This is a genomic window from Enterococcus sp. DIV2449a, from assembly GCF_051711225.1.
GTDB lineage: Bacteria > Bacillota > Bacilli > Lactobacillales > Enterococcaceae > Enterococcus_D > Enterococcus_D casseliflavus.
In genome coordinates, this window is the sequence record NZ_JBIOME010000002.1 from 21,795 (window position 1) to 47,387 (window position 25,593).

24 protein-coding genes and 2 pseudogenes are annotated in these 25,593 nt (G+C 34.9%); 6 read left to right on the plus strand and 20 right to left on the minus strand.

The annotated features are described in order from the left end of the window. Nucleotides 1-20 precede the first annotated feature (20 nt). The 7 genes and pseudogenes from arsB to IGI76_RS16810 all read right to left on the minus strand — a co-directional run bounded on the left by arsB (nt 21) and on the right by IGI76_RS16810 (nt 5,471). A complete protein-coding gene (arsB, locus tag IGI76_RS16780; RefSeq protein WP_236598632.1) occupies nt 21-1,100 on the minus strand; it encodes an arsenite efflux transporter membrane subunit ArsB in 1,080 nt (359 codons plus the stop codon). Nucleotides 1,101-1,179: 79 nt separating this feature from the next. Then, on the minus strand, nt 1,180-2,922 hold the full coding sequence (gene arsA, locus IGI76_RS16785) for an arsenite efflux transporter ATPase subunit ArsA (RefSeq protein WP_201706027.1): 1,743 nt from the start codon (nt 2,920-2,922) through the stop codon (nt 1,180-1,182). Nucleotides 2,923-2,957: 35 nt separating this feature from the next. Continuing rightward, complete coding sequence (arsR, locus tag IGI76_RS16790; RefSeq protein WP_003744438.1) at nt 2,958-3,323, minus strand: As(III)-sensing metalloregulatory transcriptional repressor ArsR; 366 nt, start codon at nt 3,321-3,323, stop codon at nt 2,958-2,960. A 133-nt stretch (nt 3,324-3,456) separates the two neighbouring features. After that, complete coding sequence (gene arsD, locus IGI76_RS16795; protein ID WP_002360740.1) at nt 3,457-3,828, minus strand: arsenite efflux transporter metallochaperone ArsD; 372 nt, start codon at nt 3,826-3,828, stop codon at nt 3,457-3,459. A 1-nt stretch (nt 3,829) separates the two neighbouring features. Continuing rightward, nucleotides 3,830-4,123, minus strand: a complete 294-nt coding sequence (locus IGI76_RS16800) for an ArsR/SmtB family transcription factor (protein WP_002333381.1) — start codon at nt 4,121-4,123, stop codon at nt 3,830-3,832. A 90-nt stretch (nt 4,124-4,213) separates the two neighbouring features. After that, a pseudogene (gene arsA, locus IGI76_RS16805) lies at nt 4,214-4,744 on the minus strand (arsenite efflux transporter ATPase subunit ArsA); the annotation flags it as partial. Between the two features lie 46 nt (nt 4,745-4,790). Next, nucleotides 4,791-5,471, minus strand: coding sequence for an IS6-like element IS1216 family transposase (locus IGI76_RS16810; RefSeq protein ID WP_001067799.1), 681 nt, complete (start codon nt 5,469-5,471; stop codon nt 4,791-4,793). A 576-nt stretch (nt 5,472-6,047) separates the two neighbouring features. Between IGI76_RS16810 and IGI76_RS16815 the strand changes: the two genes are divergently transcribed. Beyond that, a complete protein-coding gene (locus IGI76_RS16815; protein ID WP_074536946.1) occupies nt 6,048-6,407 on the plus strand; it encodes an ArsR/SmtB family transcription factor in 360 nt (119 codons plus the stop codon). Next, nucleotides 6,404-8,521 carry a heavy metal translocating P-type ATPase gene (locus IGI76_RS16820; RefSeq protein WP_001291323.1) on the plus strand — a complete coding sequence of 706 codons (2,118 nt, stop codon included), beginning with the start codon at nt 6,404-6,406 and terminating at the stop codon, nt 8,519-8,521. Before IGI76_RS16815 ends, IGI76_RS16820 begins: the two co-directional genes overlap by 4 nt. A 286-nt stretch (nt 8,522-8,807) precedes the next feature. On the opposite strand, the gene lspA is transcribed toward IGI76_RS16820, so the two are convergent. The 7 genes from lspA to IGI76_RS16855 form a co-directional block, all read right to left on the minus strand. Continuing rightward, on the minus strand, nt 8,808-9,272 hold the full coding sequence (gene lspA / locus IGI76_RS16825; protein ID WP_201706028.1) for a signal peptidase II: 465 nt from the start codon (nt 9,270-9,272) through the stop codon (nt 8,808-8,810). 23 nt (nt 9,273-9,295) lie between these two features. Then, nucleotides 9,296-9,520: a hypothetical protein gene (locus IGI76_RS16830; RefSeq protein ID WP_201706029.1), complete on the minus strand. Its 225-nt coding sequence runs from the start codon at nt 9,518-9,520 to the stop codon at nt 9,296-9,298. A 206-nt stretch (nt 9,521-9,726) separates the two neighbouring features. Further along, nucleotides 9,727-10,062, minus strand: a complete 336-nt coding sequence (locus tag IGI76_RS16835; RefSeq protein ID WP_201706030.1) for an ArsR/SmtB family transcription factor — start codon at nt 10,060-10,062, stop codon at nt 9,727-9,729. 23 nt (nt 10,063-10,085) lie between these two features. Beyond that, a complete protein-coding gene (locus tag IGI76_RS16840; protein ID WP_201706031.1) occupies nt 10,086-12,053 on the minus strand; it encodes a heavy metal translocating P-type ATPase in 1,968 nt (655 codons plus the stop codon). A 29-nt stretch (nt 12,054-12,082) separates the two neighbouring features. Then, a complete protein-coding gene (locus tag IGI76_RS16845) occupies nt 12,083-12,418 on the minus strand; it encodes a hypothetical protein (protein WP_074536935.1) in 336 nt (111 codons plus the stop codon). A 384-nt stretch (nt 12,419-12,802) separates the two neighbouring features. Beyond that, nucleotides 12,803-14,143: a murein hydrolase activator EnvC family protein gene (locus IGI76_RS16850; RefSeq protein ID WP_201706032.1), complete on the minus strand. Its 1,341-nt coding sequence runs from the start codon at nt 14,141-14,143 to the stop codon at nt 12,803-12,805. A 396-nt stretch (nt 14,144-14,539) separates the two neighbouring features. Continuing rightward, a complete protein-coding gene (locus tag IGI76_RS16855; RefSeq protein WP_438781809.1) occupies nt 14,540-16,162 on the minus strand; it encodes a family 1 glycosylhydrolase in 1,623 nt (540 codons plus the stop codon). Nucleotides 16,163-16,538: 376 nt separating this feature from the next. Here IGI76_RS16855 and IGI76_RS16860 point away from each other — a divergent pair, with 376 nt between their 5' ends. Then, on the plus strand, nt 16,539-17,834 hold the full coding sequence (locus IGI76_RS16860; protein WP_438781807.1) for an ISL3 family transposase: 1,296 nt from the start codon (nt 16,539-16,541) through the stop codon (nt 17,832-17,834). 349 nt (nt 17,835-18,183) lie between these two features. Here the strand turns inward: IGI76_RS16860 and IGI76_RS16865 are convergent, their stop codons facing one another. From IGI76_RS16865 to IGI76_RS16875, 3 genes are all read right to left on the minus strand, one after another. Further along, nucleotides 18,184-18,864 (minus strand): IS6-like element IS1216 family transposase, encoded by a 681-nt coding sequence (locus tag IGI76_RS16865; RefSeq protein WP_002287920.1) that lies wholly within the window; start codon nt 18,862-18,864, stop codon nt 18,184-18,186. Nucleotides 18,865-19,295: 431 nt separating this feature from the next. Continuing rightward, nucleotides 19,296-19,718, minus strand: coding sequence for a cupin domain-containing protein (locus IGI76_RS16870; RefSeq protein ID WP_002341373.1), 423 nt, complete (start codon nt 19,716-19,718; stop codon nt 19,296-19,298). A 257-nt stretch (nt 19,719-19,975) separates the two neighbouring features. Next, nucleotides 19,976-20,656, minus strand: a complete 681-nt coding sequence (locus IGI76_RS16875) for an IS6 family transposase (protein ID WP_031645850.1) — start codon at nt 20,654-20,656, stop codon at nt 19,976-19,978. 217 nt (nt 20,657-20,873) lie between these two features. On the opposite strand from IGI76_RS16875, the pseudogene IGI76_RS16880 reads away from it, so the two are divergent. Beyond that, a pseudogene (locus IGI76_RS16880) lies at nt 20,874-21,012 on the plus strand (IS3 family transposase); the annotation flags it as partial. Between the two features lie 216 nt (nt 21,013-21,228). Here IGI76_RS16880 and IGI76_RS16885 read toward each other — a convergent pair. Both IGI76_RS16885 and IGI76_RS16890 read right to left on the minus strand, forming a co-directional pair. Continuing rightward, nucleotides 21,229-21,516, minus strand: a complete 288-nt coding sequence (locus tag IGI76_RS16885; protein ID WP_438781805.1) for a type III secretion system protein PrgN — start codon at nt 21,514-21,516, stop codon at nt 21,229-21,231. Between the two features lie 134 nt (nt 21,517-21,650). Beyond that, complete coding sequence (locus IGI76_RS16890; protein ID WP_438781803.1) at nt 21,651-23,150, minus strand: primase C-terminal domain-containing protein; 1,500 nt, start codon at nt 23,148-23,150, stop codon at nt 21,651-21,653. Nucleotides 23,151-23,837: 687 nt separating this feature from the next. Here IGI76_RS16890 and IGI76_RS16895 point away from each other — a divergent pair. After that, nucleotides 23,838-24,659 carry a ParA family protein gene (locus IGI76_RS16895; protein ID WP_002298756.1) on the plus strand — a complete coding sequence of 274 codons (822 nt, stop codon included), beginning with the start codon at nt 23,838-23,840 and terminating at the stop codon, nt 24,657-24,659. A gap of 2 nt (nt 24,660-24,661) precedes the next feature. Next, the gene (locus IGI76_RS16900; RefSeq protein ID WP_002298757.1) at nt 24,662-25,066 is read left to right on the plus strand and encodes a hypothetical protein; all 405 of its coding nucleotides are present in this window, start codon (nt 24,662-24,664) and stop codon (nt 25,064-25,066) included. Nucleotides 25,067-25,213: 147 nt separating this feature from the next. Here IGI76_RS16900 and IGI76_RS16905 read toward each other — a convergent pair whose 3' ends face one another. Further along, nucleotides 25,214-25,579, minus strand: a complete 366-nt coding sequence (locus tag IGI76_RS16905) for a hypothetical protein (protein ID WP_438781800.1) — start codon at nt 25,577-25,579, stop codon at nt 25,214-25,216. Nucleotides 25,580-25,593 lie beyond the last annotated feature (14 nt).

Consider the following 25,593-nt stretch of genomic DNA (forward strand, 5'->3'; position numbering starts at 1 on the left):
ATAAATTTAGTCTTCTTCAACTAGCTTCTTAACGATTGAGGTAACTCATTTTTTTCAAACCATCCAACCGTACTATTCGCAACTTTAACTAATAACAACATGACTGGTACTTCAACTAATACGCCCACTACTGTTGCTAATGTTGCCCCTGACTGTAAACCAAATAGTGAGATGGCTACTGCTACTGATAATTCAAAGAAATTACTAGCTCCAACCATGCCTGCCGGAGCAGCAATCGAATGAGGCAACTTCCAAAAACGAGCCCATGTATACGCAATAGCAAAAATCAATAGTGTTTGAATGGTTAGCGGAATGGCAATTAAAAGAATGTGCAGTGGATTATTCAAGATTCTTTCACCTTGGAAAGAAAAAATAATCACTAGCGTTAAAAGCAACCCAATAATTGTAACCTTATCAAATTTCTTTAGAAAGACTGTTTCAAAATAATGAAGTCCTTTATTTTTTATAATGACTGTTCGAGTGACAACACCTAAAAGAAGTGGAATCACTACAAATAAAACAGTCGACAAGATCAACGTATTAATTGGAACAGCTACATTTCCAACACCTAATAAAATAGCAACGATTGGCGCATACAACACTAAAATAATTAAATCATTAATCGCAACTTGAACCAATGTATAAGCTGGATCTCCTTTGGTTAAGTAACTCCAAACAAAGACCATTGCAGTACAAGGTGCCGCACCTAACAATACTGCTCCTGCAACATATTCTTTGGCTAAATCATTTGGGATAATCCCTTTAAATACAACGAAAAAGAAAAAAGCTGAAATGGCGTACATTGTAAATGGTTTAATTAACCAATTCACTGTACAAGTTACAATCAAACCTTTAGGTTTCTTAGCTGCATTAACAATACTAGTAAAATCTATTTTCAACATCATCGGATAGATCATCAACCAAATTAAGATTGCTGTTGGAATAGATACTTGATAATACTCGAATTTCCCTAAAGTTGCTGGAACAGCTGGCAAATATTTCCCAATTAAAACACCCGTAACCATACACAAAGCCACCCAAAGCGTTAAATATTTTTCAAATATTCCCAATCCTTTTTGTTCTTCTTTTTCCATCATCATCTTCCTCCATCATAAAATTCAAATAAGTGCATGATAGATAGAAAAATTTCTATCTATCAATAAAAAAAATAAAATGCTTCTAATTCAATATATTGTGTAGTGCTTCTCCAGAGATTTCTTCTGCATGCCATTCTACAACTCCATAATGATTATTAGATAATTCTGCTACTTTATCAATCCATGTATTTTCATTTTGTGCTCGGGCTAGTAACATTGGATTTGTTGTACCACTTGTTAACATACTGCTATTCACGACCCACCATGTATGAGCAATGCCTGCTCGATCCAAGTCTTCCTGTAGTCGCATAGATTCATAAACAGGTGTTGTTTCAGGTAAAGTGACCATGACCACTTCGGTTTCTTTTCCATCTTGCAAACGAGGTAAGAGACGTTTCACTGATTCTGGTACTTCACCAGATGTCCGCTCTACTTCTTTATGGTAGCTTTGGGTAGAATCAAGTAATAGTAATGTATGTCCTGTTGGTGCGGTGTCAATAACTACCACATCACAATCGGCATCATCCACAATCTCTGCAAAAGCTCTGAATACAGCGATTTCTTGTGTACAAGGCGAACGTAAATCTTCTTCTACATAAGCAACATCATCTGGTGACATCGTTTCACGAGCCTTGCTTAATACTTCTTCTGTATAATCTGCTAATTCCTTGTCCTCATCGATATGACTCACCTTGATTTGATCGGATTCAGAAATCACAAATTGTAAATGAGCAGCTGGATCGGTTGTAGCCAAATGAACTTTCTTGCCTTTATCTGCTAAACCAGTGGCAATTGCCGCAGCAATAGTCGTTTTCCCAACGCCACCTTTCCCCATTGTAAAAATCACTTTTTTACCAGATTGATGCAACTCATTCACGATGTCTTTCAATCTAGGAAATACTCTTGGTGTGACTATTTCAGTTAAAAATTCACCTTGATTGGATTTCAACAATTGGCGTAGATTTTCAACACCAGTCACATTGTAAGAACGTAAAGGAATACTGTACTCAGGAAAAGCTTTCAAACTATCTGGCATTTGTGCCAACGCTTCTTGTTGTCCATCATAAATCAATTGAGATACTTTATCTGTTGCTTCCTCTAAGACGCCATTCACTAATAAAACTTGATTTTCAATGCCTATCTCTTGTAATTCTTTAGAAGCTCGATCTGCTTCTAAAAGTGGTGCCTTTTGTGGTCTAGTTACAAGCATTAAAGTTGTTTTTGCTCCATCAGCTAATGTGGCTACAGCATGCTCATAAATTTCCTTTTTATCACCTAAACCAGATAATTGACCTAAGCATGAAGCTCCTGTTGTATTTTCATCCATAAAATTACTCCATGCAGACGGTAACTGTAACATCCTTAACGTGTGACCTGTTGGTGCGGTATCAAAAATAATATAATCATACTTTTTCTCTGCTTCTGGATCAGTTAAAAAACCAGAAAATTCATTGAAGGCAGCAATCTCTACTGTACAAGAACCAGATAATTGTTCCTCCATATTCGCTAATGCAGAATCAGGTAGTTTCCCTCTAAATGGTCCTACAACACTTTCTTTATAGTCATCAGCTGCTGTTACAGGATCAAAATTTGCTACAGTTAATCCCGGAACTTCTGGAATTTCTTTCCCTTTATTTGTTAATTCTGTTTGAAAAACATCTTGTAAATTACTTGCTGGATCGGTACTGACTAACATAACTTTTTTCCCACTATCTGCTAAATAAGTAGCAGTGCCACAAGCAGTCGTTGTTTTACCAACACCTCCCTTTCCTGTAAAAAATAGATACTTTGTTAATGGTAACTGATCTGGTTGGTACAATTTCATGTTTGGTTTCCTCCTTTAAATTTAACATCTTCATTCTAAGCAGTTGTTACTTTCTTTGTAGCTGTTACTCTCCCTTTACCCTCACAAGAACATGCAGCATTATCAATCGTATGACAAATACAGTCATCTGTGTTTTGAATGATTGTTTGAATGACACCAGATAATACTTTCATATTTTCCGCATTCAATGAATAGTTGTGCCATGTCCCTGATTTTCTGGCTTGAACAATCCCTGCATTCATTAACACTTTCATGTGATGGGAAAGCGTTGGTTGTGTAAATTCAAAATGCTCTAATAAATCACATGCACAACGCTCACCACAAGAGAGCATATCCACAATTTGAACCCTTTTTGGGTCTCCTAATGCTTTAAAAACTTTTGCTGTTAATTCATAATCCATCTTTCATCCCTCCATACATAGAAATTCTTCTATATATAATATAGATGTTCATCTATCTATTGTCAATAGATTCTGTCTCACTTAATAAAAAAGCCTATGAGAATCTCTTCTCATAGGCTTTAGTTTCTTCGTTTTAGCAACATCCAGATGATGGAGAGCAGCAACTATTTGATTGTTCTTCTTTCTTATCCTCTGAGAAATTAACACCAGTATAGACACTAAACTCCTCATTTGACGGATAACCAGCCATTTTCACAATTTCACCATCTAATAAAACAACTGGTAGTATGTCGGCTCCTTTAGACTGTAACAACTCCCCAACTTTTTCATTTTCTACGAATGCCGCAGGATTACCTGTTAAATTAAAACGCTCTACTTCTACACCATCGGCTTTTTCCAATGTTTGAATAATAGAGGAAACTCGAAGCAATTCTGTATCTACTCCGGGACCACAAACTCCTGTGTCACAACACATTGCTGGTTCATACAACGATACTTTACTCATTTTACATAACTCCTTCTTTTTGTTTTATATTCAATATCTGATGTATTAATTCTTGAAATTCTTCAATATTCTCTGTTACCAGAGAATAATATTGCCATTTGCCTTCCTTACGTGCGGTTACTACTCCCGCCTCAATTAAAACCTTCATATGATGTGATAGTGTCGGCTGAGTAAAATCAAAATTATCCAAAATATCACATGCACACTTTTCACCAGTTGAAATCATGTCTAATATTTGAAGTCTATTAGGCTCTGCAATTGCCTTCATAATTTTTGATAATCCTAAATAATCCATATTCTCACCTCCATATAGATGTTCATCTATATTTAATATAGAACTTTATCTATGTTTTGTCAATGAGTAAAATATGAGTTATCTCGTAAATTATAAAATATCTCTTAAAGCATCTCCTGAAATATCCTCAGCTTTCCATTCAATCACTGGGTAATGATTGTTAGACAGCTCTGCTACCTTATCAATCCAAACTTCTTCATTTTGTGCTCTTGCTAAAAGCATTGGGTTCGTTGTTCCGCTAGAAAGCATGCTATTGTTCACTACCCACCAAGTACGAGCGATTCCCGCTCTCTCCAAGTCATCTTTTAATCGAATTGATTCATAAACAGGTGTTGCTTCGGGTAATGTGACCATTACTACTTCTGTTTCATCCCCATTTTGTAACTTAGGCAGTAGCTTTTGAACAGACTCGGGTATATCTCCAGAAGAACGTTCAATCTCTTTGTGGTAGCTTTGTGTTGAATCTAATAGCAATAGTGTATGACCTGTTGGGGTGGTATCAATCACAACAACATCACTATCTGCTCCTTCAACTATTTCCGCAAACTTTCTAAAAACAGCAATTTCTTGTGTGCAAGGGGAACGTAAGTCTTCTTCAACATATGCCACATCTGGTTCTGTTGCAAAGTTTTAAATAAAGAATAAAATCCCTTACGGTATCTATGATTTAAGCTGGGATTCCCAATAATACCTTGATTTCAGTACAGACCGAAAACCCGAAGAGAGTGCCTTCTTTCCGGGTTTTCTTATATAATCCTCGAATGGCTTCCATGCCTTTAATCGTGGTAGAGGCAGTGCGTAAACTTCGATAGAATTTATTGCGTCTCTTTACTGGACGATGGTCTTGTTCAATCAAATTATTCAGGTATTTAATGGTACGATGTTCTGTCCCTTGATAAAAGCCGTATTCTTTTAGTTTCTTAAAGGCACTTGTAATAGAGGGGGCTTTATCTGTGACTACAACCTTCGGTTCATCAAACTGCTTCACTAACCGCTTAAGAAAAGCATAGGCTGCTTGTGTGTCCCGTTTTTTACGTAACCAAATATCCAAGGTTAAACCATCTGCATCGATGGCTCGATACAAATAATGCCATTTTCCTTTAATTTTGATGTACGTTTCATCCATTTTCCATGAATAAAAGGATTTTTTATTTTTCTTTTTCCAAATTTGATAGAGTAGTTTGCCATATTCTTGCACCCAACGATAAATCGTCGTATGAGAAACGTTAATGCCACGATCATATAAGATTTCTTGAACTTCACGATAGCTAAGGTTATAACGAAGATAGTAGCCCACGGCTACAATAATCACATCCTGCTGAAATTGCTTTCCTTTAAAAGGATTCATCGTCATTCCTCCTGCTATCTTTTTCTATTATTCTACCTTATTTGGTAGTAGATTTAAAACTTTGCAACAGAACCCTACATATTTTGGGGGATATTTATTGTTATAGGTTGCTTGAAATTTGTATAAACTGCACTAATTTATATTTGGTAATCTCTGTCAGAAAAGCTTTGTCCTAAACTATGACACCGAGGAAGAACCAATCTTAAGTTCGGTGATTCAACTTTTTTTACTCAACTTAATTTTTGTTGTTGTAGTTTAAATAAATAACTTACTGAACCTAATTAGTTGAGCTGCCGAATAAGCTAAGAAACAAGAAAAAAATCAGGGTCCGAAACTCTTAAGTTTCTGACCACAGTCAATGTTTGTCCTAATACTCATAAATTTAAATTTATATTGAACAATGATTTATTTTCGAGTTTATGAACACAAAAATAAAGTGATACCTATCAATTATGCTATCTAAAAGAGTGTCCAGAAATATGTCATTTTATGAACATTCAAACATTCACTTGAATATAGATGGATGTTCTGATACAATACATTCAAACAAACATTTGAATGTAAAGGGATGATCGTATGAATAATGAAATTTGTGAAATAACTTGTATTCATGAAGACAAAGTTAATCGTGCTAAATCTAAACTAGCAAACTTTGATACTCCGTCAGTAAGTGGTTTCTTTAAAATATTGTCAGATGAAAATCGACTTAAAATTGTACATGCTTTAGTTCATGAAGATGAGCTATGTGTTTGTGATATTGCTAATATCATTGATGCTTCGGTCGCAACAACTTCACACCATCTGAACTCCTTAAAAAAATTGGGAATAGTTGATAGTCACAAGGATGGTAAGTTAGTCTACTATTTTATTAAAAATATCAAAATCTTAAATCTTATGGAGCTTGGCGTAAATTTTAAAGAAGAGGTGCTAGCATGAGTGAGAAAATGACCGAAAAAACCTATCGAATAGAAGGATTAAGCTGTACAAATTGTGCAGGTAAATTTGAAAAAAATGTAAAACAATTGCCAGGAGTTACGAGTGCAACAGTAAACTTTGGTGCAAGTAAGATTTCAGTAGAAGGCCAAACAACAATTGAAGAACTCGAAGAAGCGGGAGCCTTCGAAAATCTTATCATTCGTGATGATCAAGAAAATGATGAACAAGTTAGATCAAAAGAGTCTTTTATTAAACGGAATATCGCTTTAATCATCTCTCTTGGTTTTATACTTGTTGCTGTGATTTCCCAACTATCATTGGGCGAAGATCATTTATTAACGAAAGCTCTTTATATATTGGCAATAATAATTGGTGGATTTGATTTATTTAAAGAAGGGTTCTCTGATTTGATCAAATTGGACTTCTCCATGGAATCTTTAATGACTATTGCAATTATTGGGGCCGCATTTATTGGAGAATGGGCCGAAGGTTCTATTGTAGTAATACTATTTGCTATTAGCGAAGCTTTGGAACGATTTTCAATGGATAAAGCAAGACAGTCGATTCGTTCTCTTATGGATATAGCTCCCAAAGAAGCTCTTATCAGGAGAAACAATGTAGAGCAATTAGTCAGTGTCGATAAAATCGATATCGACGATATTATGATCATTAAACCCGGACAAAAAATAGCCATGGATGGGCTTGTTATCAACGGTCATTCTTCAGTAAATCAAGCAGCAATAACAGGAGAATCGGTTCCTGTTGAAAAACAGTTAGATGATGAAGTGTTTGCAGGAACACTAAATGAAGAAGGTGTTCTTGAAGTCAAAGTAACAAAAAAAGTAACGGATACAACGATTGCCAAAATCATTCACTTAGTTGAAGAAGCGCAAGGAGAACGAGCTCCTGCACAAGCCTTTGTAGATAAATTTGCAAAATACTATACGCCATTCATAATTATTATGGCCCTTTTGATAGTGGTTGTTCCTCCGCTATTCTTTGGTGGTGACTGGAATAAATGGCTTTACCAAGGGTTATCCATTTTAGTTGTCGGATGTCCTTGTTCATTAGTGATCTCAACACCTGTTTCAATTGTTTCGGCTATTGGTAATGCAGCAAAAAATGGTGTTTTAGTAAAAGGCGGAGTCTATCTGGAAGAAATTGGTCATTTGAGAGCAATTGCTTTCGATAAGACTGGAACCTTAACAAAAGGAAAGCCTGTCGTAACGGATTTCATTGCAACCAGTTCTGAAACTGATATAAATTATCTATCGATTATTTCATCGTTGGAATCTCTTTCTCAACACCCATTAGCTTCTGCTATTTTAAACGAAGCGGATAAAACTAATGTGGATTACAAGTCAATACAAATCGAGGATTTCCAATCTATCACAGGTAAAGGACTTACAGGTATACATCAAAACATACGTTACTATATTGGAAGCCCTAAACTGTTTTCTGCATCAGTAATCGAAGAAACAGCGGTCAAAGTACAATACAGACAATTTCAAGAACAAGGGAAAACCGCCATGTATTTCGGTACTGACGAACAAATTTTAGGAGTAATTGCTGTCGCGGATGAAGTAAGAGATTCAAGTGCTGCCGTTATTTCTGAACTCCACAAGTTGTCAATTGAACACACTATTATGCTTACTGGTGATAATACTAAAACCGCTGAATCTATTGGTAAGCAATTAGGTGTGACTGAAATAAAAGGAGATCTAATGCCTCAAGAAAAATTAGATTCGATTAAAGCGTTGCGGACAACTTATAATAAAGTAGCAATGGTGGGCGACGGCATTAATGATGCACCAGCATTAGCTGCATCGACGGTTGGTATTGCAATGGGCGGTGCAGGAACAGATACGGCTCTTGAAACTGCTGATGTTGCTCTAATGGGCGACGATTTACAAAAATTACCATTCATTGTTAGACTTAGCCGCCAAACTCTAAAAGTAATTAAGCAAAATATCACCTTCTCATTAGGTATAAAACTATTAGCTCTACTACTAGTCATACCAGGTTGGCTAACACTATGGATTGCTATTGTAGCAGATATGGGAGCAACGCTTTTAGTAACATTAAACGGATTACGATTGATGAAAGTTAAATAACACAACAAATAAAAGAAGGCATGTTTATAAGCGTGCCTTCTTTTTATGATACATTTTTAGTTTTTTTGAACGCTAGTTATGAAGCAAACTATGCGCCATTTAAATATTAAAATGACAAGGCCCTAAAAGAAAAGTGATTTCCTCTTAGAGCCTCTAAGGATGGAGCGATTTTAACGAATGTGACAGAATCTGATTGTGTCACATCCGTAAAATTTATGGAATATATTTAAGCAGATACTTTTTAGTAGCACTTTTCCCAGAATTGTCTTGCATAAGACCATTAAAATCACTGATTTTTATTCTCTACATTTGATATTTTATCTGATAGATAATCAGTGATCACCAAAAGCACACCAAACGTCAACATTACATCTGCAATATTAAATACAGGGAAATTTAGAAAATCAAGACGCAGCATATCAACTACATAGCCAATCCTTATTCGATCTACTAAGTTTCCCAATGCACCTGCAATAATAAAAATCAGGCCACTCGTCAGAATCTTTTTTTTACTTTTTAACATTAGCCAACCCAACATAGCGATTATGGGCACCGATATAACAATCAATAAGTTTGTATTATTACTCAAAATCCCCCAAGCTGCCCCACTATTTTGAATATAGGTCAGTGAAAAAATATCGGGAATAATGACTCTTTCTTCATATAATGCAAAAATACTAACTGTCAATAATTTAGCAATCTGGTCTACACTTAGAAGAACGAATATTGATATTACACTTAAAAATAACATGAAAGCCCTCAACATCTAAATTTTTATTTATTGAATAAATTTGAAAGTTTTTCCCATAACAACAATATAGTTTCCTTGTCATTAAAAAAAGGCATTTGCACAGTATCTAAATTTTCAAATAATCCAGCTGCCTGATCATAATAATCTGCTAAGAATGTAGCTTGTTCATTCAAAAGAGCATTTGCTTCTTCAATATTGCCATTAGCTATTAGATCTTTGATTGTTTGTAAAATTTCTTCTCTATTCATTAAGTTCCTCCGTATCAAAATATTTACCTCAATTACTTAACACATCAGTTAATAATCACAAATTAACGCTGATAAAGATAAATGATACTATAATTAAAACTAGGAATATTTGAGTTAAACAGCCTAAGCAGCCTCTGTTACTTCTATAGGAACCATGATTACCATGATGTTCTTTTTTGTAAGTGTTACTTTTATGGTGGTCATCTCTATAATAATCTTTTTTGTGATGGTGTCCCACAAAATTCACCCTCTTCCATAGTGTGTTCAAACATAACTTTTAAAATAGTTTTTATATGTTCATCTTTCAAGGAGTAGTACATATACTTTCCTTTACGCTCTGCTGAAACCATCCTATTACTTTTCAACTTAGAAAGATGATGCGATGTTGCTGTGTGTGATCTTTGGACCAATGACTGTAATTCAGAGACATTTCTTTCTTGTTTCGACAAAAAAAACAGTATTTTTAGTCTGGTTCGATCATTGAGTACTTTTACGATTTTCTGGACTCCCTCAACTGATCTTTCTAAATCCTTATTTTTCATTTAGAATCTCCGTCCTATAATTTTCACATTTCTTTTTGAGGAATTAATAATCTCAATCCGTTAAAAATAACCAACACAGTACTTCCTTCGTGAGCTAAAACTCCTATTCCTATAGTCATTTTACCTAAAAAGTTTAATGATATTAATAGCAACACAATAAACATTGAAAAGATAATATTCTGCCAGACAATTTTATTTAATCGTCTAGATACTTTATGAGCATAAACTAAATTCGATATGTCATTCTTCATTAGAACCACATCCGCTACATCGATAGCAACATCCGTTCCATCGCCCATAGCAATTCCTACATCCGCATTAACTAAAGCTGGCGCATCATTGACTCCGTCACCTACCATTGCAGTTAGTCCATATGAATCCTGTTGCTGTTTAACAATTTTCGCCTTATCTTCCGGTAAAACATTAGCAATTACTTGACCAATCTTTAGCTCATTGCCAATCGATTCACCCGTAAGTTTAGCATCCCCTGTAATTAAAGTAGTGTGAACACCTTGATCATTGAAGTATTCTATTGCATCTTTTGCATTCAAGTTAGGGACATCCATTAATGCAATTAAACCTATAACTTCCTTATTGATTGCTATTAAAACAACAGTCTTTCCGTCTTTTGAATACTCATTAACTTTTTCTTTTATGTTTTTATCATAACTATTAAATTCCGAAGGTTTAGAAATTCTATACTCATTATCATTGAAAGTTGATACTAATCCTCTGCCAACCTCATTTTCTACTGATAGTGTTTTTGTCTCCGTATGTGGAAAATTACTAACTATAGCAGTCGCTAAAGGATGATTTGATTCTTTTTCCATTGATACAATAACGTCGATTACCTCCTCTTCGTCGACCCCATCAATGAAATATTGATTTGTAACAACGGGTTTTCCTTTCGTCAAAGTCCCTGTTTTGTCAAAAGAAATAGCTTTGAGTTCCCCTAAATTAGATAAAAATGATCCCCCTTTAAACAGTACACCTCCCTTAGCTAAATTAGAAATCGCTGATAAAGTAGCGGGTACCGCACTAGCTGCTAATGCGCACGGTGAAGAGGAAATTAAAAATACAATACTTCGATATAAAGTTACATTCCAGCTCCATCCAAAAACTGTTGGACCCAAGACCAATATAAATGGGAAAATCATCAATACTAAGGTCACATACTTGGGCTCTAACCTCTTTATGGTTGTTGCTGTTTTACTCAAATTTTTCTGCGATTGATCAACTAGTTTTAATATTTTTGCAAATACAGTATCGCTACTATCTTTTGAAACTTCCATAACAAACGAACCGGTACCATTAATTGTACTTCCGAATACATCGTCACCTACTGTTTTTTCTTTTGGAATACTTTCACCGTTTATAGACGACTCATCGATTGATGTTGTTCCAGAGATTATTTTTCCATCTGTAGGCACTTGTCCTCCATTTAAAACTTGCACTTTATCTCCGACCACTAATTGATCAACTGACACGACTTCAACAGAGTTGTCAATTGATAGTCTTCTGGCTTCCGTGGGATTTAGCTTTAGCAGATTCGTAATTTCTCTCTTACTCTTCCCCTCTGCGTAATCTTCTAAGAAATGTGCCCCTGCAAAAATCAAAATTAATAGACCAGCTTCCTCGAAACTGCCAATAATCATTGCAGCAGCTGCTGCTAATACCATTAAAAAATGAATATTAGGCATAAATTTTTTTGTTTTCAAACTATCTTTTATTGTATCTCCAAAGCCCTCTATGATTACATGGTACCCTGCAGAAACCACCGTAATACTAAATAACATGTTAGAAAGTATAAGTAGATCTTCTCCTAAAAATAGAGCAATTAAAAATGCGATTAACCCAATGAAGTAAAAATACACTGGGATATTCCCATGACTGTGATCGTGTTCTTCATTATGTTTATGCTCAGTACCCCCATGGTTACTAGTCTCGTTTTTAAGAGAATGATTTTTATTGTTGATTTCTTCTTTGTCCATTTATGTTACCTCCTAAATATTGTTTATGATTAATCATAGTTTTTGAATTCTTTGTTTTCATTTAAAATCTCATCCACATTTCGCCGATAAAAATCATGCTCTTTCAACCACTCCTTAAAGCTACCCTCAGATAACTGATAGATTCCTTTTATTTCTTGGTTATTGAAACCTAAGCTAAGTAATTTTAAATATTTTTCTAAAGTTAAGTCTCCAATTTTTTTGTTTTTGGAGCTATATCCTAGAAACTGTCCCAACAACTGAATTTCTTTTTTTAGTTCTGTATGATCACTATCTAACCAGTTAGGATTTTCATTTAAAAGCTTAATCAATTTTCTCCGTATTTCTTTTTTTCTTTCTTTTGACATCTTACTCATCCTTTAGTTAATGTAATAATATTATAAATGACCAACCAAACATATGTCAAATCATTCATATGTTTTTTAAAAAAATACGGTTTTTCTTCTGTGTAATTAGCTTCGATCGATTACTTTTGAACATATAGCACCAATTTTTACCTAAATTTACGTCGATATCTAAACCACATTCTATAAATGAGATTAAACTATTTTGAAAAATATTGAAATAATTATCTAATTTATATTCTTTATACTTTTCTTTAACGTATTAAAAGTTAATTCTATTACTTCGAATAGTTTAAAAAAAGGTGTATAAATCAAATGAAAAATCTAGCGTAATAAAGCATACTGCCTTAAACACTAGATTTTTCTAAAACAAAAAAATTTGCAATTCTATAAGCCTATATAAGTCGCTGGGTCCACAAAACCGGACCACAATCCTGTAGACATGCCCAAGTGAAGGTGAACTCCAGTAGAATTACCCGTCGTTCCCATCCCTCCTAAGTATTCTCTTGAAGAGACTGACTGGCCTACTGATACCGCCGGTGGTGTACTCATATGCATATAATAACTATACATACCGTTAGAGTGTTTTATAATCACATGATTTCCAGTAGACGGTCCATAACCTGCCGCAACAACTTCTCCGGAATTAATTGAATAAATCGGAGTTCCAGTAGATCCGGTAAAATCTAAACCGTCATGCTGATTTCCAGAATATCCTGTAGGATCTGAGCGAAACCCAAATCGGCTTGAAATATTAATAGAATCTAGAGGCCTAGTCCAACCATTATTTGACGAACTAGACTCCTCGGTTGATGGAACATCTTTTTCTTTGGAAGACAAATCTACGTTGCTTTTTTCTTCATCCGATACAACATTTTCTTCAGATTTACTTGTCTCGCTTGGATTCTCTTTTATTGGTTTTTCATCAACCAATTCCGCATTCTCTGCTGAATTATTATTACTTGTCTCTTGTTTCTTAGATACTTCCAAATCAGCCATTCTTTTAGCTTCTTCTTCAATTTTTCGTTGCTTTTCCAAAGCCTCTAAAGCTAATTTCTTTTTCTTTTCTGCCTCATCTCTTTCCTCAATGAGTTTCTGTTTCTTTTCTTCTTCAGTATTTAGGGATAAGGATAATTCAGCTATTTCTAATTCTTGTCCCAATTTGATATCTACTAAGTTTCTCTGTTTCTTATCTAATTCAGAAGATTGATCTTCGATGTCAGCTAGTTTTTTTTCTAATTCTTTTTCAAGTACAACACTTTTTTCTATATCCATCTGCTGTTGTTCCACTATACCATTACTCGCGTTCATAATCGTAATAGAGGCAACTGCTTTATTTATTGCATCACTAATAGATTCTGAACTGAGTAATGTCTCCATTAAACTATTTGATGAATCAGAAGTTTGAATATCTCTAGCTTGATTTCTTAGTAAATCTTTTCTTTTGTTAATCTTTATAGTGAGCTCCGTTATTTCTTTAGAAATTTCATTTGCTTTTTTTTCTGTAACTGATTTATTTTCGAGTATTTCTTTAATCTCGGCATCAATTTTCTTAATTGAATTATCGGTATCTAACTTTTGCTCCTCTATGGTCTTTGTTTCTTTCTTTATAACATCAATTTTCTGTTCCTGTTTACCGATCTCATTGTCTAGATCCTCCGCATATGCAGAAACCACTGACATAGAAAACAACATTAAAATACTGGAAATAAAAATATTTTTTTTCACAAACAGTTCTCCTATACTTTTAATAAATATTATTTATATAAAGCATAGCAAATAGAATAAATAATATTCGAAATAATAGAATTTAAAACAAATAGAAACAAATAGAAATATTTTGTCATATTTTTGAAATACAATTAACCGATTTTGATAGTAATCCGATGGATACTCAACAATATCTGATTACACCTTGTAGCATTAAAAAAGATATACACTCCCTGTTAAGCTTTTTCTTATCCTATCTCAATTTTACGTAAGTGTGAGGACTAAAGGATTTTAGCCAATTAATTCCCTTTGTAATTCTCATCTTAATAATAAGCTTTTCTTAAATTGAAATATTAGAGACTTGTAAATCTAAAAATTTTCTACATTTACAGTTCATGAGTAAGCAGTGGCTTCCTACAAGTTATTCCCATTGGAACCAATAACATCTTTATACCAATAAAAGGATTTTTTCTTGTATCTTTCAAAGTTTCCTTTCTGGTTGTCATTTCTATTGACATAAATCAACCCATATCTCTTTTTCATCTCCCCTGTGCTTGAACTGACAATATCTATAGGACTCCAAACCATATAGCCCCAGACTTCCACACCCTCATATATCGCTTGCTTCATTTCTATTAAATGAGATTTTAAGTAGTTAATTCTGTAATCATCATTAATTGAACCATCTTCTGTAACTTTATCTACTGCCCCCAATCCATTTTCTACAATCATTAAAGGAATATTATAGCGATCATACAATTTATGCATTGTGTATCTTAAGCCCACTGAGTCTATTTGCCAACCCCAATCAGAAGTATCTAAGAATGGATTTTTAATCCCACCTAAAAGATTACCCGCCGATACTTCATGCCCATCCTCGGAGGAGATGCAATTGCTCATGTAATATGAAAAAGAATAGAAATCAACTACCCCTTCTTCCAAGACCTTCTCATCATAATCAGATAATTCTATTTTTATATTATTTATCTTAAAATAGTTTTTTGCATAATATGGATACTTTCCTTTTACTTGAACATCTGCACAAAAATCGTTAAACATTCTATCCATCTCCTGAGTCAATATGTTATCCTCAGGTCGACTTGTTAATGGATACAAGGTAACATGAGCAATCATGCATCCGATTTTAAAGGATGGGTTGATTTTACGTCCTAACCTAACAACTTTGGCACTTGCCATAAAAACATTGTGCAATGCCTCAAAACGTGCCTCTTTCGACTTTCTAAGATCCAAATCATTGATTCCTAGAACTTCTAAAGCTCCATCTTCTAACAAAGAAAAGTTAATTTCATTAAAAGTAATCCAATATCTCACTTTACTCTTAAATCTCTCAAAAACTGTTCGTGCATATCTCTCAAAAAATGTAATTGTTTCCTTACTATAAAAACCATTAAAATTTCTAACTAAATGCATAGGAAAATCAAAGTGACACAGTGTAACGATTGGTTCAATCCCATACTTCGCACATTCATCAAACACACTGTCATAAAATTGAAGTCCTTTCTCATTCGCGTGCTTTTCATCACCGTTAGGGAAAATCCTACTCCAAGATATAGACAACCTAAAAGCTTTTAGGTTCTGTTGCCGACCTTTGAATTTGCCTTTTTTCTTAGCAATTTCGATTCCTTGTGCCTGACGTTCCTTAATTTTTTTTCGTTCTGATTCTGCTTGATACTTGTACAATTCAATGACAAGGCTATTAATCAAACGCCTTAAATTTTCATCTTCAATACCATTCATTGAGGGTAAATTTAAGACTTCCAGGGTTGCCCCCTTAATTTGAATTTGATTCATCAATTCTGTTAATTCTTTATTATTCCGTGCTAATCGATCTAATTCAGTAACAACAACAATATCCCCTTCACGGATATAATCAAGCATAGCTTGTAATTGTGGTCGTTCAGTGGACTGTCCGCTTATTTTGTCTGAAAAGACTTTAGAAACGCCCTGTAACGCTTGTAATTGCCGATCTAAGTTCTGTTCTTTGCTACTTACTCGTGCATACCCTACTTTAGTCATGTTAAAAAACACCTCCCTTGTTAAGAAAAAAATAAATTGGATATGGATTCTATTTAATCACTTTGACTAGCAAATACTAACAACAAGACACACACACCAAAAATCAAAAATTCACTACTTTTAGTTAAAAACCACGTAACCACAAGAACTAATCCAATCCATGTAATCGGGTTCTTCAAATATTTCTCCAAGATTTTTCTCCTCTAATATGCTCAACTTAAATGACCTATTCAATAAATCGGCTCTATAATTTATGGGACTGATGAATCAGAATTGATTCTTCAGCCCCATTTTCATTTTAGGTATAAAAAAACATATCGTTCTCTAGTATGATTAAATCACCACAAAATAAACAACTGAGAGGACGATATGCTATATGAATGATTCTATCAAAAAAATGTTGAGAATAACAGAGAAAGATTTGATGATTACAGAGGTCTCTTACGAGACCCTTCAGAAGAAAAAGACGTTGGTCGTCGATGCTGTTCTCTCGCCTGCTCCTCGTGCTTGTAGAAGTTGTGGCTCTACTGTGGTAGATGGAAACGGGAAAGCAATTATAGTGAAAAATGGGAAGAAGGAAACGATTGTCCGTTTTGAACAATACAATCATATGCCTTTGGTTATGCGTCTAAAAAAGCAGCACTATACCTGTAAAAACTGCCAAACCCATTGGACGGCTCAAAGTTATTTTGTCCAACCCAGACATTCAATCGCAGATCATGTTAGATATAAAATTGCTTCTTTACTGACTGAAAAAGTATCTTTATCTTTTATTGCGAAAAGCTGTCAGGTATCTTTGACCACCGTTATTCGTACATTGAAAGAGTTTAAAAGTTATTTGCCAAAGCAATCTAAGAAGATTCTCCCCAGAGTATTGATGGTTGACGAATTTCGTTCGCATGCTTCCATAGAAGATAAGATGAGCTTTATTTGCGCGGATGGCGAAACAGGAAAATTAATTGATGTTTTGCCTACGCGTAAATTACCTCGATTAACAAGCTATTTCTTAGGTTGTACCAATCCAGAAGAAGTAGAATTCTTGGTGACAGACATGAACGCTGCCTACTTCCAGCTCACCAAACGTGTTCTGCCAAATGCGAAAATAGTGATTGATCGGTTTCATATTGTCAAACACATGAATCAAGCGTTCAATGAGTTGCGTATCCGTGAAATGAATGAACTTCGTAAAGTAGGACAGAAAAGCCAGGCAGAAAAACTGAAAAAGAACTGGCGCTTTTTGCTAAAAAATCGTGCGAACATCAACCATTATGAATACAAAACATGGAAAAGTTTCCGAGCACCAAAATACCCATTTCTCACTGAAGCAATGATGATTGATCGATTGCTTGAGTTTTCTACGCCCCTGAAGGAGGCGTATCCCTTTTTTCATGAATTAGTTGAAGCCTTTCGAGACAAAGACCCTGACTTGTTTTTCTGCATATTGACAGAACTTCCCAAAACGTTAGATGACAGCTTTCGGGAGAAGCTTCAAAACCTTCTGACCTATGAAGAAGGCATCACCAACGCAATGATCTATCCTTATTCCAATGGAAAAATAGAAGCGAAGAATACCCACATAAAGACAATGAAACGAGTATCCTACGGATTTAAATCATTCGAGAACATGAGAATTAGAATCTTTTTGATCAATCAATTAATCAAAGTAAGATAACAAAAAATCTGAGCCAGAATGTGGTTCATTCTGACCCAGATTTGATTTTACGCAACTCATCAGTCCTTATTGACAAAGAGCCAATAAATCTATTATACTGCTAAATAGTTCATAGGACAAATAAGTATACTCTATTGACCTATAAATGATAGCAACTTAAAAGATCAAGTGTTCGCTTCGCTCTCACTGCCCCTCGACGTTTTAGTAGCCTTTCCCTCACTTCGTTCAGTCCAAGCCAACTAAAAGTTTTCGGGCTACTCTCTCCTTCTCCCCCTAATAATTAATTAAAATCTTAGGTTCTGTTGCAAAGTTTTAAATAAAGAATAAAATCCCTTACGGTATCTATGATTTAAGCTGGGATTCCCAATAATACCTTGATTTCAGTACAGACCGAAAACCCGAAGAGAGTGCCTTCTTTTCGGGTTTTCTTATATAATCCTCGAATGGCTTCCATGCCTTTAATCGTGGTAGAGGCAGTGCGTAAACTTCGATAGAATTTATTGCGTCTCTTTACTGGACGATGGTCTTGTTCAATCAAATTATTCAGGTATTTAATGGTACGATGTTCTGTCCCTTGATAAAAGCCGTATTCTTTTAGTTTCTTAAAGGCACTTGTAATAGAGGGGGCTTTATCTGTGACTACAACCTTCGGTTCATCAAACTGCTTCACTAACCGCTTAAGAAAAGCATAGGCTGCTTGTGTGTCCCGTTTTTTACGTAACCAAATATCCAAGGTTAAACCATCTGCACCGATGGCTCGATACAAATAATGCCATTTTCCTTTAATTTTGATGTACGTTTCATCCATTTTCCATGAATAAAAGGATTTTTTATTTTTCTTTTTCCAAATTTGATAGAGTAGTTTGCCATATTCTTGCACCCAACGATAAATCGTCGTATGAGAAACGTTAATGCCACGATCATATAAGATTTCTTGAACTTCACGATAGCTAAGGTTATAACGAAGATAGTAGCCCACGGCTACAATAATCACATCCTGCTGAAATTGCTTTCCTTTAAAATGATTCATCGTCATTCCTCCTGCTATCTTTTTCTATTATTCTACCTTATTTGATAGTAGATTTAAAACTTTGCAACAGAACCGCTATGATCATGCGTATGTTCGTGTGTATGCTCACCAACATAGCTATGTGTATGACTATGTTGTTCGAAATTATTCATTTTAGAATTATCCATCCTAACTTCATCTCCTCAACCATTAAATTCATTCATATGAACCAAGAATCATATGTTAAGACAACCATATATGAACGACCATTCATTTGTCAACCGCTTATGAAACAAATTTTTGTTTATGAATGGTGGACATTTTCGAATAATAGTTAGCAAATTTTACACACTTTGCAAATTCGGTTTTTAGAAAAAAATATCCCCTACTACTTACCGAAAAATTACCGGCAAATAGTAGGGGTTGCTTATTATCTAGTCATTTATTAATTTCTAATCTTCATTCGGATCGTTTCTAGCATCTTCATGAGTAGGGTGAACGGTTCCTTTTACATGATCTGGCCCCGCATAAATAGTATACAGTTTCAAAGGAACGTCTCCCGTATTTTCCACATTATGCCAAGTATCAGCAGGAACAAAAATTGCATCATCATCTTTTACTGGCTTTTCAAATGAAAGATCATCTTCTTTTGGTCCCATCTTGCAAACTCCACTACCTGATTCTATACGCAAAAATTGGTCAATTCCTTCATGAATCTCTAAGCCAATATCATCACCAGGTTCAATTGACATAACCGTCACTTGTAACTTTTCACCAGTCCAAATAGTTGTTCGAAAATTTTCATTTTCGACAGTCATCGCCTCAATATTTTCTACAACAGGTTGTTTCCCTCGATCTGAATAATCTAAACTCATTTCAAAACCCTCCTTTTTTATTGTAGGGTGAAAATTTTTTCTCTTCATCCTATCAATACTATAACATGACACATATTAAATCAATTACCAAACAGGCTTATATGACAATGATAATCAATTCCAAATTCCAATAGCTTATTTAACTTAAATCATATCCCTAATAGCCTCATAGTGATTATTGGCGTTAACAAAAGACGTGAATTGGTTCTGTTGCAAAGTTTTAAATAAAGAATAAAATCCCTTACGGTATCTATGATTTAAGCTGGGATTCCCAATAATACCTTGATTTCAGTACAGACCGAAAACCCGAAGAGAGTGCCTTCTTTTCGGGTTTTCTTATATAATCCTCGGATGGCTTCCATGCCTTTAATCGTGGTAGAGGCAGTGCGTAAACTTCGATAGAATTTATTGCGTCTCTTTACTGGACGATGGTCTTGTTCAATCAAATTATTCAGGTATTTAATGGTACGATGTTCTGTCCCTTGATAAAAGCCGTATTCTTTTAGTTTCTTAAAGGCACTTGTAATAGAGGGGGCTTTATCTGTGACTACAACCTTCGGTTCATCAAACTGCTTCACTAACCGCTTAAGAAAAGCATAGGCTGCTTGTGTGTCCCGTTTTTTACGTAACCAAATATCCAAGGTTAAACCATCTGCATCGATTGCTCGATAAAGATAGTGCCATTTCCCTTTGATTTTAATATAGGTCTCATCCATCTTCCACGAATAGAAGGATTGTTTATTTTTCTTTTTCCAAATAGTGTAAAGTAGTTTTCCATATTCCTGTACCCAGCGGTAGATGGTGGTGTGAGAAACGTTAATGCCACGGTCATATAGGATTTCTTGGACGTCACGATAGCTAAGATTATACCGAAGGTAGTAGCCTACGGCGACAATAATCACATCTTTCTGAAATTGCTTGCCTTTAAAATGATCCATCTTGATTCCTCCAAGCTATCTTTTCCATTCATTTTACCTTAAAATCAGTTTATCAGAAAACTTTGCAACAGAACCGAAGAATCATTATTCAATAACTTTTTTAAATACTTCGTTGTAATCAGTTACCTGTCCGTTCTTAAATATCACAGAATAATCTTTTTTCCCATTTTCAAGTAACCGAAGTGGAATATCTTTACCAACTTGCTCTGTCACTGCATTATTTGATTACGTCAATTGGTGGAATTATCTTCGGTTACACGGTTCTTTGGGAGTATGAGACACCAATCAGCATTCGAAATCGGAGATTAGCGGAGCGGATCCTTGATAATGAGCATGGATGTGGTAGCGTTGCGTAGTGGCCGATACATTTGCTTGTAGCTTCGCCACAGTTGATTCACGTCCATGGAGGCTCGTTGTCAAGGACAATCGGATTAGATAACAAGCACCTGATTTTTACACTTTATAATTTTTGTTAAAAAAAGGGTTGCCATTCCATTTATTAAGTTACATTTCCTATATCACTTAACAAACACGTAAAAAAACTAAAATACAACGAAGAATGATAGACAGAACTAATTAATTTGTTCTTTTTCTTTTTTTGGATTAATACTCTTTAAGAACTTCTCCTCCAATACCAATAAATGACGATAAACATCATCCATCGACCAGCCTGAAGAAAGACTAAGACAATATAAAAAATCACAAGGCAACGTCTTTACGGTACGGTTTCTTGTTACCCAGCTTGCTACTGTACTCTGCTTATAGCCATGTAATTCACAAAATTGCTCTACTGTCAGACCTAACCGCGAAATAATAAATACAGTGATCGGGTAGGGATATACAAAGGTATTGATACTCATAGTCAGAAAAACCTCCCACCATATTATTACGTTTGCAATAATAATACTACTCTTTCTTAAGACCAGCAAGCAAGGCGGGGAAAAAAGGAACGTATCATAGATATAATGTAATAGGCAATTTGCACCTTTTAATTTCAACCCGTATCGATCATGAACAGATCTGTTTGTACGCCGATCTTATTGGGTTCTATCAAGCGTTTCAGTGCTGTCTGGATAAACGTGTATTCTCTTCCAAAAGCTTCTGAGATCGCAGCGAAATAAGCCCCCTGGCTTTCTTTTTTTAGCCGGATAACGGAGCGCATCAATCCATGTATCGAAGCTAGCATAATACCTCCATTACGACCAGCACGAACACGAAAATGAATTTTGTTTTCTTCTTTTAACTGCTTCAGTACTTTGTCCAGGGAACGTTTTGGGATCTTTAAACTTTCAGTTAACTCTTTTTTTGTAGAAAGAATGTATGGTTGTTCTTCATAGGATTGCTCATTCAAATAGGATAGTAGATCTTCTGCCCATTCATGACTATGTGAATACTTGCGCACGGCTCTTTCTTTCTTGAATTTCCACCAACCCCGTTTTTTATTGAATAGTTGCTCTTCAGAAAGATTGGCATCGACCCACTCTTGGCATAATAGGACAATTTTTTCTCTGTGCGCTGCTTGATATTTTCCGGAGTAAGCGGAACGAATGATTCTGGTTAATTCTCGATCAGATAAAGGGTTAGCCAAGCGGTCATTGAATTCTAACATCGTCAATTCACATGCTTCTACTTCGTATCCTGACGAAAAGTATGCCAAAGACAAGGTGAATATGACATTATTTCGACCATATACGCCCTTTTCACCTTGTATTTTTTGACTTTTTAGCAACAGCTGGAACCAGGGTTCATCGACTTGACGAAATTCTTGAGTAGATGGTAATACAAAAACGTTCTTGATCTCCGCTTTTTTATCCGCATCTTCTCTCATTGACCAGTCGATCCATTCTTCGAAACTATAACGATATTGTGGTTCAAAGAATAAAACATTCTCTTCAGAAGGCATTCGTGTGATCCCAAAATGATTGGCATTTACATCAACAGGAAACCGATAATCATTTGAAAATTTGTTTCTTAGATTTTTTGAGATCATTTTAGCCACATTGATCACTTTAAAATTTGATTTTTTCGTCACGTATGCAGGCTTGTCTAGTACATAGAAAGCTTGAAATCCATGCGGTGTACGTAGAATCATTGTAGGCATAAAGCCGATCTCGTGACTGGCCAAGATAATTTCTCCATAGTCAAAGTTTGGATCTAATGTGTCAAAATCAACAAAGAAAGTATTGATTTGACGCAAATTGTCCTCAGAATGACCTTTTGTAAACATTCTGGCTTCATCAGCATACGTTCCATAGCGAAATACATTTGGTGTCCAATGAGTGAATCGATTATTGTTTTCGATCACCCCTTCTTCTGAAGTAATCACTAGTCCAATCCCCTCGATCATGTGTTCCTTTGAACGGTACGCAAAAATCGCCCCTCTCCCCGACTGATCTGTGTAAGAGATAGGTTTAAGGCGGCTATTTTTAAATTTAAATTTACGAATCCCGTTCTGTAAAATAGTCGAGTATACAACATCTAAATCATATGCCATGGTTGCTGATCCTTTCCAAACAAAAAAGAGAACACAAATAATCTTTCGATTTGTGTTCTCTCAATGGCTTAGAACGTCATAATTTCGTTAAAATGCATGACAAATAAGCATGTATATATTGAGTTGCCCGTCAAAAAATGGTAATATAATCCTATAAGTTCAGATTCCCAGTCTGAACTGATTATCCAATCACATAAGTGGTTTCCAGCCACTTACATAACTACCGAGACGAGCGAGAACACATAGGTTTGTATGTGATTCAGAAAAATAGGTGAGGTCCAATTCACTTATTTTTCCGTCTCTTTTTTTACTGTTTATTTTTCTTTTAGACTACAGAACATTCTTCAACTTGTAAAGAACTATTTTTAACAATGGTTTGCAACAGTATACTTTTGAACTTTTTTAATGGTATACCAGTATACTTCTACACTTATTACGGTGTATCAGTATACTGGTATACTTTTTTCGTTTTGTGATTAAAGTATTTACATATCGGTGCTTCCTGAATCTATATAGGAACTTTTTTATATTATTTCCTTTAAATTCGCAGTATACCAGTATACTTAATAACACCTTTAGTATACTGGTATACTTTTACACCAATCTACTTTTGCAATTATTTTCTTTACAAGTAAATTCCACACTGGTATACTTATGATATATTATTAATCAATCGGAGGTCTATTCATGGGAAAAGTATATGTCGTGGGAAATTTTAAAGGCGGAGTAGGAAAAACTAAATCAGTAACTATGCTTGCATATGAAAGTGCTGTAATCAATAACAAAAAAACATTAGTAGTTGACTTAGATCCACAAGGAAACGCAACGAGTATTTTAGCTAAAACAGGTGAGCTTGAAGAAATTACAAAGAGTATCACTACTGGATTTGAGGAAGGAGACTTAAGTACTCAAATTACACCTATCATGAGTAACTTAGACTTAATTGCATCCAATACCACCTTTAGAAACCTAACAAAAATACTAATGAATCGTTTCCCGAATGATGAAATTAAGCAAATTACCTACTTGAAAGAGCTACTGAAACCATTGAAAGAAGTCTATGACGCTATTTATATAGACGTGCCACCTACAATATCTGATTATAGTGATAATGCTATGCTTGCAGCTGATTACTGTATCATTGTGTTACAAACTCAAGAATTATCTCTGGACGGTGCTCAAACCTATATTGCTTACATGCAATATCTTGCAGACACTTACGATAATGATTTACAAGTGCTAGGGATTATACCTTGCATGCTAAGACCCGGCGGACGAGTAGATACTAAAGTACTTGATCAAGCAAAAGAGTTATATGGAGGAAATGTTCTGGATACAATCGTTAAGTATCAAGAAAGATTAAAGGTTTACGATGTTGAAGGTATACGTGTTTCGTATTCTTATACTGGAAAACCAGATGGATGGGATATTAAAGCTCATCAGGTATTTATCGATGTTTTAAATGAGTTAGACCGACATGAGGAAATATTAGAATCTCTGGAGGATTAAATATGTCTGAAAATTTCAAGCCAATAATAAGCAATAAGAATAACAAATCTTCTTTACAATCAAAAAAGGTCGAAATAAAAGGAAAAACAGATTTTGGTAGAACCTCTTCTATCACTCCTATAAATAATACGAATACAGAGACTATAAAGAAAGAATCTATTACGAATCCGACTGCAAAAGATAAAAGATTTTCAGCAACCCTAACACAAAAAGTATCGCCTTCTGTTAATTTGAAAATGAACACTCTTAGACCATTTCTGGGCGAATTAGAAAATATGCCTAAGGCCACAATTAATGAGATAGTAGACTTAGTTATAGATAGTTACGTAAACACACGGCTATCAACAAGACAGCAAGAAGCATTTAAAGCAATGTATGAAACTCAGTTGAAAATGCTTAATAAGTAGAAAAGTATACCAGTATACTTTTCTACTTAAGAGAGAGACTTATTATATAGGGATTTTATAAACTTTATCTAATATAAGATATATAAGGAAAGCGAAAGTATACTAGTATACTTTCGCTTTCCTTATTGTGTAATCATAATATTAGTTCTAAAATTCTTTGCTAGATTGCCACTTTATATGACTGTATAAGCAAACATTACGAATCTCATCGTAGCCGATTTTTGTTTCTTCTATATATATTCCTAATTCGTCGAAACCTTTAATCTTGCCAATGATATCAGGATAGTAATTGCCATTTAGGTCTCTGGCTTCCATCTGAATACAGACTGATTTATCCTTCAGTCTTGCTTCCTCCATAATTTTATTGATCTCATCCAGTTCCATTTGTGGTTTCTGGGAAGGGGAGGTTAGCCGCTTTTTATCATCCTTGTTCATTAAGTCTGTATGCTCAGACAGATAGAATCCTGCCCACTTCACCATTTCGCGATCATCGTACGAATCACCATAACTCATTTTTAATCTTCCTT